Origin of the sequence: Trinickia sp. (genome assembly GCF_051953955.1) — a bacterium.
GTDB lineage: Bacteria > Pseudomonadota > Gammaproteobacteria > Burkholderiales > Burkholderiaceae > Trinickia.
In genome coordinates, this window is sequence record NZ_JBQCIF010000047.1 from 1 (window position 1) to 8,047 (window position 8,047).

The following is an 8,047-nucleotide window of genomic DNA, read 5'->3' on the forward strand; positions in this document are numbered from 1 at the left end:
TAACCGGTGCCGAAGTCGTCGATCGCAATCGATAGCCCAATGCGCTTGAAGGCGGACAACGCATAGGCCACCGAATCGTCTTCGTCGAGCAGCAAGCTTTCGGTGATTTCCAACTCGAGCCATTCGGGGCGGCAGCCCGTATCGACGAGGATCTTCTCGACCATCGGCACCAAGCCGCGCGCCTGAAACTGCCTCGGCGATAAGTTCACGGCGACCGTATGCAATGGACGTCCATGAGCATTCCATTCTGCCGCCGCGCGACACGCTTCCTGCAAAACCCATTTGCCGATGTCCGCGATCAGTCCGGTTTCCTCTGCGATCGGGATGAATTGGTCCGGCGGGACGAAACCCGATCCACGGCGATTCCATCTCAACAAGGCTTCCGATCCAAGCACTTGCGCATCGCGAAACGCAACTTGCGGTTGATAGCGTAGTTCGAGCTCACCCCGGTCGATGGCGCGCCGAAGCTCCGACTCGAGCTGGAGGTTGGCCGCCACTTCCACGGTCAAGTCGTGGGTGTAGAAGCGGAAACCGCAGCGGCCCGAGCGCTTCGCCAGATACATGGCCGAGTCCGCGTACTTCAAGAGATCGTCGGCATCGCTGCTGTCGATGGGATAGAGCGCAATCCCAACGCTGCAAGAAATGAAGACTTCCTTTCCCTCCAGCACGAAGCGCTCGCCGAGCCGCTTGATGATCGTCGCCGAGATCTGTTCGACGGTTCTGCGATTGCGAACATCGGGGAGCAGCACGGCGAACTCGTCGCCGCCGAAGCGGGCCACCGTATCGCCCGGGCGGACGCTCGCAAGCAAGCGCGCCGCTGCCTCGCGCAGCAGCTCGTCGCCGACCGCGTGACCCATCGTGTCGTTGACGCTCTTGAATCGATCCATGTCGATCATCATCACGGCCGTGAGACGATCTTGGATTTCGGTGGACGTGAGCCGCCGGAGCATGTCGTTGAACGACGTGCGATTCGGCAGCCCCGTCAGCGGATCGAAGTACGCCATGCGATGGATCTTCTCGCGCGAGGCGTGCAGCTCGGTAATGTCGCGGCCCACCGCAAGCACCGTTTCCACGGTTCCGTCCGGCCCAAGTTCGGGCGTCATCCGAATCAGATGACAGAGTGCCTCGCCGCGAGCGGGCTGCCACCGCAATTCGAACTGCCGATCGGCCGCGGTAATGAAGACTTGCGAGAGCTCGCGCTCGTATGAGGGGGCGCCCGGGCCACCCGGGTACTCCGACGGCGTCTTGCCGAGCAACGCTTGCGCGCCTCCGGCTGCGAGTCCGGCGAACGTAGGGTTGACGTAAAGGCGGCGGAGGTTTCTGTCGTAGCGCGCGACCGTATCGGGAGAGTGCTCGACGAGCGTGCGGAATTCCCGCTCGCGGCACTCCAGGGTCTGGTTCAACTGCAGTATTTTTTCGTACTGCGCGCGCATTTCGGTTTCCGCCCGTTTGCGCTCCGTGATGTCCATGATCGCGCCGACTATTCCCGCCTGGCGGCCCTCGGCATCATGGAAAACGGCCTTGCTGTATTCGACGTCACGGTCTTCTTTTCGGGCGTTTCGTGCCTTGAATTCGTATCGCTGTATCCCTTCGCTCGCGAAAAGCTCCTCGTCCTTCGCGAAGTAGACCATTGCCAATTCGGGAGGATTGATCTCGAATACGCTCTTGCCGACGAATTGTTCCTTCGGGATGCCGAGGAATTCCTGAAAGGCTTTGTTCAACTGAAGATAGCGCCCCTGCCTGTCCTTGGAAAAAACGGGAATGGGGATGGTATCGAGCAGCGATTCGAGAAACGATTCACGCTCGCGCAGCTTGGCTTCGGCCTGTTTGCGAGGGCTGATGTTGAAGCAGAGCGCAAGCACGCCCTGACTGTCGCCGCGTGCCGGGTCGGTCACGAACTGTACGAGGTAGTGCTCGCGCTGCGCGTCGGGCACCGCGTCGAACGTCAACTCCATTTCCTGCATCACGCCGGTTCGGGCGACATCGCCGACCGCATCGAGATAGCGCTGGAGCGTCGCCGGCGACAGCAGTTGCGCTTCGGTGCGCACGACGTGCCGGCCGTCGACGAGCTCGCTCATCATGGCCGTCGCGGCGCGGTTCATGTAGCGTCGCCGCCCATGCGCGTCGTACCGAATGACGGCGACATGCAAGTTGCCGACGGGCACGCGGTATTCGTCTTCGTCGATCCGAGGGTTTTCCATGCCGTTTAAAGGCTGATTTGATTGTTCATGCGTTGCCGCCCGGGTCTCGAGTCCCGGAGCCGGCGACGCCTTTCGCGCGGGGCGCGCCGACAGCATGTTTACGGCCGGTAGGGGACAATTCTGAAGCGAGGGATGATGCGGGGGGGGCGCGGAAGCGGTTCGGCGCGTTATGGAACGGTCGTTTGAATGCTCTCTTTATGGCTCGGGAATCGATTTCGAAGATCGAAAGTGAGCGGGATTACGGCTCGACTTTCTTCGACCTCGACTTGGTTTTCGCCTTCGCACCCGATACATTCAATTCGACGGCTTCCCGAATGAGCGCCTTGAATGCATTGGTATCGACTTGTTCGCCCTCTTGAATGTCGAGGGCACGCCGTGCATTGCCCTCGAGGCTCGCGTTGAAAAGTTTCGCCGGGTCGCTCAACGAGGCGCCTTTCAAGAAGGTCAGCTTGACGATCGCCTTATAGGATTCGCCAGTGCAGAGGATGCCATCGTGCGACCAAACGGGCGTACCCATCCATTTCCATTCTTCGACGACGTCCGGGTCCGCCTCCTTGATGAGTTCGCGCATTCTTCTCAGGGTGGCGCCGCGCCAGTCGCCGAGATCGGCGATGCGCTCGTCGATCAGTTCGGATGCCGGCTTATTGTCGGCCGTGTTCGCTTTCGTCATGGCTTTGTCAACCTCGAGCGTTATGCCGTAGGTTAGGGGAGCACCTGTTCGTTCTGCGCGGCGACGCGACGCGTCGGTCCATGTGTGCATCGCATTTTAACGGGGTAAGCAATGCAGTGGCGCATCGCGCTCGCATCGCCGAAATTAGTCATACCTTTCAGTGACTTCGAGCACACTCATAGGAAAAAATAGGGTCTCCTCCGCATTAACCCGCCCTGAAGAATCGCCGCCGCCGGCCGTTAATCAATGAGAAATCAATGTTGATGACCTGTCGGCGGCCGTTGCGCGAGCGGTGGGCGTCGGCTTTGCCTGTGAGGAAAGCGTGGATCGCCTGACACTCAGTAAGAAATTAGGGTTGGCCTTGCTCGTCATGTGGCTCGGCTTGTTGTTTTTCGGAGGCTGGGCCGCGGTGCAGACGCGCGAGACGATGCTGAGCGGCCGCAAGGCCGCGATCCGCAACATCGTCGAAGCGGGGGCGAGCGTCGTCGCGCAGTACGAGCAGAAGGTCGAGCGCCACGAACTGTCCGAAGACGACGCGAAGCATCGCGCGATGGCCACGCTTGCCGCCATGCGTTACCCGGGCAAGGGCTACCTGTTCATCACGAACGCGAACACGGTCGTGATCATGCACCCGGTGCTGCCCGATCTCGTGAACAAGGACCAAAGCAACTACAAGGACGTCAACGGAAAATATCTGTTCGTCGAGTTGCTGAAGACGGCGAGAGCCCACGGTTCCGGCTTCGTCGACTACATGGCGAGGCTCCCCGGAAAATCGACTGAAGTGCCGAAGATTTCCTACGTCAAGCGTTTCGAGCCGTGGGACTGGTACATCGCATCGGGCGTCTACATCGACGACATCGACACGGCCTTTCATGCGCGCCTGATCAGCTATTTGTTGACGATTCTCGTCATCGGCAGCCTGAGCTCGGTGGCGCTCGTCATGATCATTCGCAACGTCCAGCGCAGTCTCGGCGGCGAACCCGCTTATGCGGCCGGGGTGGCCGAACAGATCGCGAACGGTGATTTGACGCATGACGTGGCCGTGCGCGAAGGCGATAGCCGCAGCATGCTGTTTGCAATGCAGCGCATGCAGCATCGCCTTGCGGATGCGATGCACCGCATTCGCGGCGGCACCGAAACGATCAAGGATGCCGCGCAGCAGATCGCGGCCGGCAATCTCGATCTGTCTTCGCGCACCGAACAGCAAGCGGCGTCGCTCGGCGAAACGGCGGCGAGCATGGAGCAGCTGACGGCCACGGTCAAGCAGAACGCCGACAACGCACGCCAGGCCAATCAGATGGCGGCCGAAACCTCGCGCATCGCCGGCGAAGGCGGCGAGGCGGTGCAGCAAGTCGTAACGACGATGCAGAGCATCTCGGCGAGCTCGGCGCGCGTCGTCGACATCATCTCGGTCATCGAAGGCATCGCCTTTCAGACGAACATCCTCGCGCTGAATGCGGCGGTCGAGGCTGCGCGCGCAGGCGAGCAGGGGCGCGGTTTCGCGGTCGTCGCCGGGGAGGTGCGCAACCTTGCCCGCCGCAGCTCCGACGCGGCCAAGGAGATCAAGGGATTGATCGAGGAATCGGTGGGCAGCGTGGAGAACGGCAAAACGCTCGTGGAGCGCGCGGGCAGCAAGATGCAGTCGCTCGTGCATTCCGTCAAGCGCGTGACGGACATCATCAGCGAAATCTCGGCCGCATCGGAAGAGCAGAGCCACGGCATCGAACAGGTGAACGTCGCCATCGCGCAGATGGATCAAACGACGCAACAGAACGCGGCCATGGTCGAGGAAGCAGCCGGCGCAGCCCAATCGATGCAGGAACAGGCGCGCTTGCTTGCCGACGTGGTGCATACGTTCCGCGTGAACGGCGTCGGCGTATCGCACTGAGCGTAGGCGTCGCTCGATGGTTCGGCAGCTCGGTAGCTCGCTCGCGCGATCTACCTGCCGCTGAGCCTTCGGCCGAAGGCGAGGCACCCGCGCAACGTGCAATGCGCGACGTGCACCCACCGCCTGGTCACATCGCCAAGCGATCGAGCAGCGCCCGTGCTTGGGTATCGATGCCGGTGCCGTTCGGATGGAACTCGAAGGGCAGCGCCCGCGGCAGTTCGACGAAATGGCCCTTGCTGCTGCGCGCGTAGGCCGGATCGTAATGCAGCTCGATGAGTTCGCCGAAAAGTTGGGCGCGCGCATTGTCGTCGATCAAGTCGCACCAGTGTTTCACGCGTTCGTGGCTATGCAGGCCGATCAATTTTCTGAGCTGCCCCTTGAACGCATCGGGGGCGTCGAACAGATTCGCGTAGTCGTCGAGCAGAAACGCGATCCGCTCCTCGCGCGGCGCCTGCACCGAGATACAACGCGACCGGTGCATGGCGGCGAGCAGCGCATCGGGCAGGGCCACGCGGCCGATCGCGCGGCTTTCCGCTTCGATGAACACGGGCCGATCGGCCTTGAAACCGCGCAGGGCGAGGACGAGCGCCGTTTCGAACGCCTTTTGCGTAGGCTGCTGCTCCCCTTTGACGGCCCCGAGCAGCGAGCCGCGATGCGCCGCGAGCCGTTCGAGGTCGAGCGTTTGTGCGCCGGCATTCGCGAGCGCGCGTAATAGCCGCGTCTTGCCGCTGCCCGTCGAACCCGTCAGCACGATGTATTCGAATTGCGACGGCAATGCCGCGAGCGCATCGAGCACCGAACGCCGATAGGTCTTGTACCCGCCGTCGAGACGGCGGGCCTGCCATCCCATGAGGTTGAGCCAGACGGCCAGCGATTCCGAGCGCTTGCCGCCGCGCCAGCAATAGACGAGCGGCCGCCATCCGCGCGGGCGATCGGCAAACGTCGTTTCCAGATGCCGTGCGATATTGCGCGCGACCATCGCCGCACCGATCCGCGTCGCTTCGAACGCAGAGGACTGCACATAGAGCGTGCCGACGATCACGCGTTCTTCGTTTTCGAGCACGGGGGCGTTGATCGCGCCGGGGATGCAATCCTCCGCGAATTCGAGCGGTGTGCGAACGTCGATGATTTCGTCGAAATCGGCCAGACGCTCGAGGCTGACGCTAGTGTCTTTCAAGGGTGAAAACGCAAAAAAGCCAAATGTGCCGGCGATTATGACACGCGGGCACGTGCACCGCGCCACGCTAGATCACATCGTGCATGGCCTATGCTCATCGTTGTCGGAACGGTGCGGAACGCCGCTCCCATTCTCTACGCTACCCAGGAGGACCGATGCGCCAATCGCTCGAACATTTGCGAATCGACGTGCGCGGACGCGGCCTCGTCGAAATCACCGATCGAGTGCGCGCGTTCCTCGCGCGCGAGTCGATCGAGACGGGCCTACTGACGTTGTTTTGCCGGCATACGTCGGCATCGTTGCTGATCCAGGAGAACGCCGATCCTTCCGTCCGCCGGGATCTCGAGCGCTACTTCGAAACGATCGCGCCTGAGAACGCGAAGCGCTACGAGCACGACACCGAAGGGCCGGACGATATGCCGGCCCATCTGCGTGCCGCGTTGACGCAGGTACAGCTCTCGATCCCGATCGAACGCGGTGCGCTGGTCCTGGGCACCTGGCAGGGCATCTATCTGTTCGAGCATCGCAGGCAAGCCCACACTCGCGACGTCGTCATGCACGCGATCGGCGAATAGCGGGCGCGGGGCGCCTTCCTGTCAACCCACATCGAGCGCGCCCGTCAAATCGCCGGGCGGCGTCTCGCCGCGCGCCGTGAATGCCTGATTGCGGGCCGCGACGCCGTCGAGCGGCTGCAGGCCATGGATGCGATCGATCAAGCGCAGAATCGAGTTCGTGTCGTAGAACGCGTGATCGACGTACCCCTTCTTCGCGAACGGTGCAATCACGAGTGCGGGGATGCGCGACCCGGGCCCCCAACGGTCGCCCTTCGGCGGTGCGACCGGATCCCACCACCCGCCGTTCTCGTCGTGCGTCATGATGACGACGGTATCTTTCCACTGCGGGCCGTTGCGAATGTGATCGATTACGTTGGCGATATGTTCGTCGCCCGATTCGATATCGGCGTAGCCCGCATGCATGTTCAGATTGCCCTGCGGCTTGTAGAACGCGACGGCGGGCAGGCGGCCCGCGTCGATGTCGGCGATGAAGCGGTTCGTCGAAGCATCGTCGCCGACGCCCGCGTCGCGCAAATGCCGCTCGCGTGCCTCGGTGCCGGGCGCATAGCGCAAAAAATAGTTGAACGGTTGATGGTGGTACTGAAAATCGGGCGTCATGCCGGTATCGCGATGCTCGAGCGCGTATTGCCACGCGCCGCTGTACCAAGCCCAATCGACACCCTTCTCGGAAAGGCGGTCGCCGATCGTCGCATAGCGCTGCGGCGGCAGAACGCGCGGGTTGGCGGGATCGGCCAGCGTGGAATTGCCGTCCGGCGGCGGCGCGACGAAACTCGGTTGAAAAGGCGGCGCCATCGTGTTGACGGCATAGCCGTCCGGCGTGAACAGGCCGTCGCGAACGAATTTCGGCGGCCCGTCCAGCGCGGACGGCTTCGCATCGGGCGCGAGCTTGAGCCGCGTGCCGAGCGGATCGTCGCCGTCGAGCACGGACACCAAATGCCGCGCGGGGCTCGTGGCGACGTCCGGATAGAACGGCGTCTGCGCCGAGATCAGGAAGATGTGATTGAGCCACGACCCGCCGAACGCGGCCATGAAGAAGTTGTCGCACAGCGTGTACTGCTGTGCCAGGTTCCAGAGCCGCAGCGTCTGCGCCGAGTTGCGGTAATGGCCCATGACGAGCGCGCCGGAATCGGCCCATGCGACGAACTGATCGTTGCGCCCGCCGTTGATCTGCATTTGGTTTTGATAGAAGCGATGCCACAAGTCGCGCGTGATGACCGCGTTCGGCAGGGGCCGGCCCTGCGCATCGGACACGACGAACGGCCGATTCGGCAGCTTGGCGATGTCGTCCTGCCCGATCATGTAGCGCGTCACGCCGACTTGCTGCGCCTGAGGCACGAGACCGCCCCAGATTTTCCGCTCTTCCTGTGTGCCAGGTTTTTTCGCGTAGGGGCGGTTGTAATACACCGTGACGCGATTTCCATCAATCACCGCGCCGGTAACGTCGGGCGGACTGACTCGTTTCTGTTGCGCGGAGGCGCCGAGGGCCGTGAGCAAAACCGCTGTCGCCGTAAGGACATTGAGCAAACGTTTCATGTG

General features: G+C 62.4%; 6 protein-coding genes. 2 read left to right on the forward strand and 4 right to left on the reverse strand.

Going from position 1 to position 8,047, the window contains the following annotated elements:
* Positions 1 to 2,201: sensor domain-containing protein (locus ACTHNZ_RS09090; RefSeq protein ID WP_440542177.1), on the reverse strand; the 2,201-nt coding region annotated here is incomplete at its 3' end.
* A 238-nt stretch (positions 2,202 to 2,439) separates the two neighbouring features.
* On the reverse strand, positions 2,440 to 2,871 hold the full coding sequence (locus tag ACTHNZ_RS09095) for a DUF1801 domain-containing protein (RefSeq protein WP_440542178.1): 432 nt from the start codon (positions 2,869 to 2,871) through the stop codon (positions 2,440 to 2,442).
* A 322-nt stretch (positions 2,872 to 3,193) separates the two neighbouring features.
* Between ACTHNZ_RS09095 and ACTHNZ_RS09100 the strand changes: the two genes are divergently transcribed.
* On the forward strand, positions 3,194 to 4,759 hold the full coding sequence (locus ACTHNZ_RS09100) for a methyl-accepting chemotaxis protein (protein ID WP_440542179.1): 1,566 nt from the start codon (positions 3,194 to 3,196) through the stop codon (positions 4,757 to 4,759).
* Positions 4,760 to 4,886: 127 nt separating this feature from the next.
* Here ACTHNZ_RS09100 and mnmH read toward each other — a convergent pair whose 3' ends face one another.
* Entirely contained in the window at positions 4,887 to 5,936 is a 1,050-nt protein-coding gene (gene mnmH, locus ACTHNZ_RS09105; protein WP_440542180.1) for a tRNA 2-selenouridine(34) synthase MnmH, read from the reverse strand.
* A gap of 155 nt (positions 5,937 to 6,091) precedes the next feature.
* On the opposite strand from mnmH, the gene ACTHNZ_RS09110 reads away from it, so the two are divergent.
* Positions 6,092 to 6,511: a secondary thiamine-phosphate synthase enzyme YjbQ gene (locus tag ACTHNZ_RS09110; RefSeq protein WP_440542181.1), complete on the forward strand. Its 420-nt coding sequence runs from the start codon at positions 6,092 to 6,094 to the stop codon at positions 6,509 to 6,511.
* Between the two features lie 21 nt (positions 6,512 to 6,532).
* On the opposite strand, the gene acpA is transcribed toward ACTHNZ_RS09110, so the two are convergent.
* Positions 6,533 to 8,044: an acid phosphatase gene (gene acpA, locus ACTHNZ_RS09115; RefSeq protein ID WP_440542182.1), complete on the reverse strand. Its 1,512-nt coding sequence runs from the start codon at positions 8,042 to 8,044 to the stop codon at positions 6,533 to 6,535.
* Positions 8,045 to 8,047 lie beyond the last annotated feature (3 nt).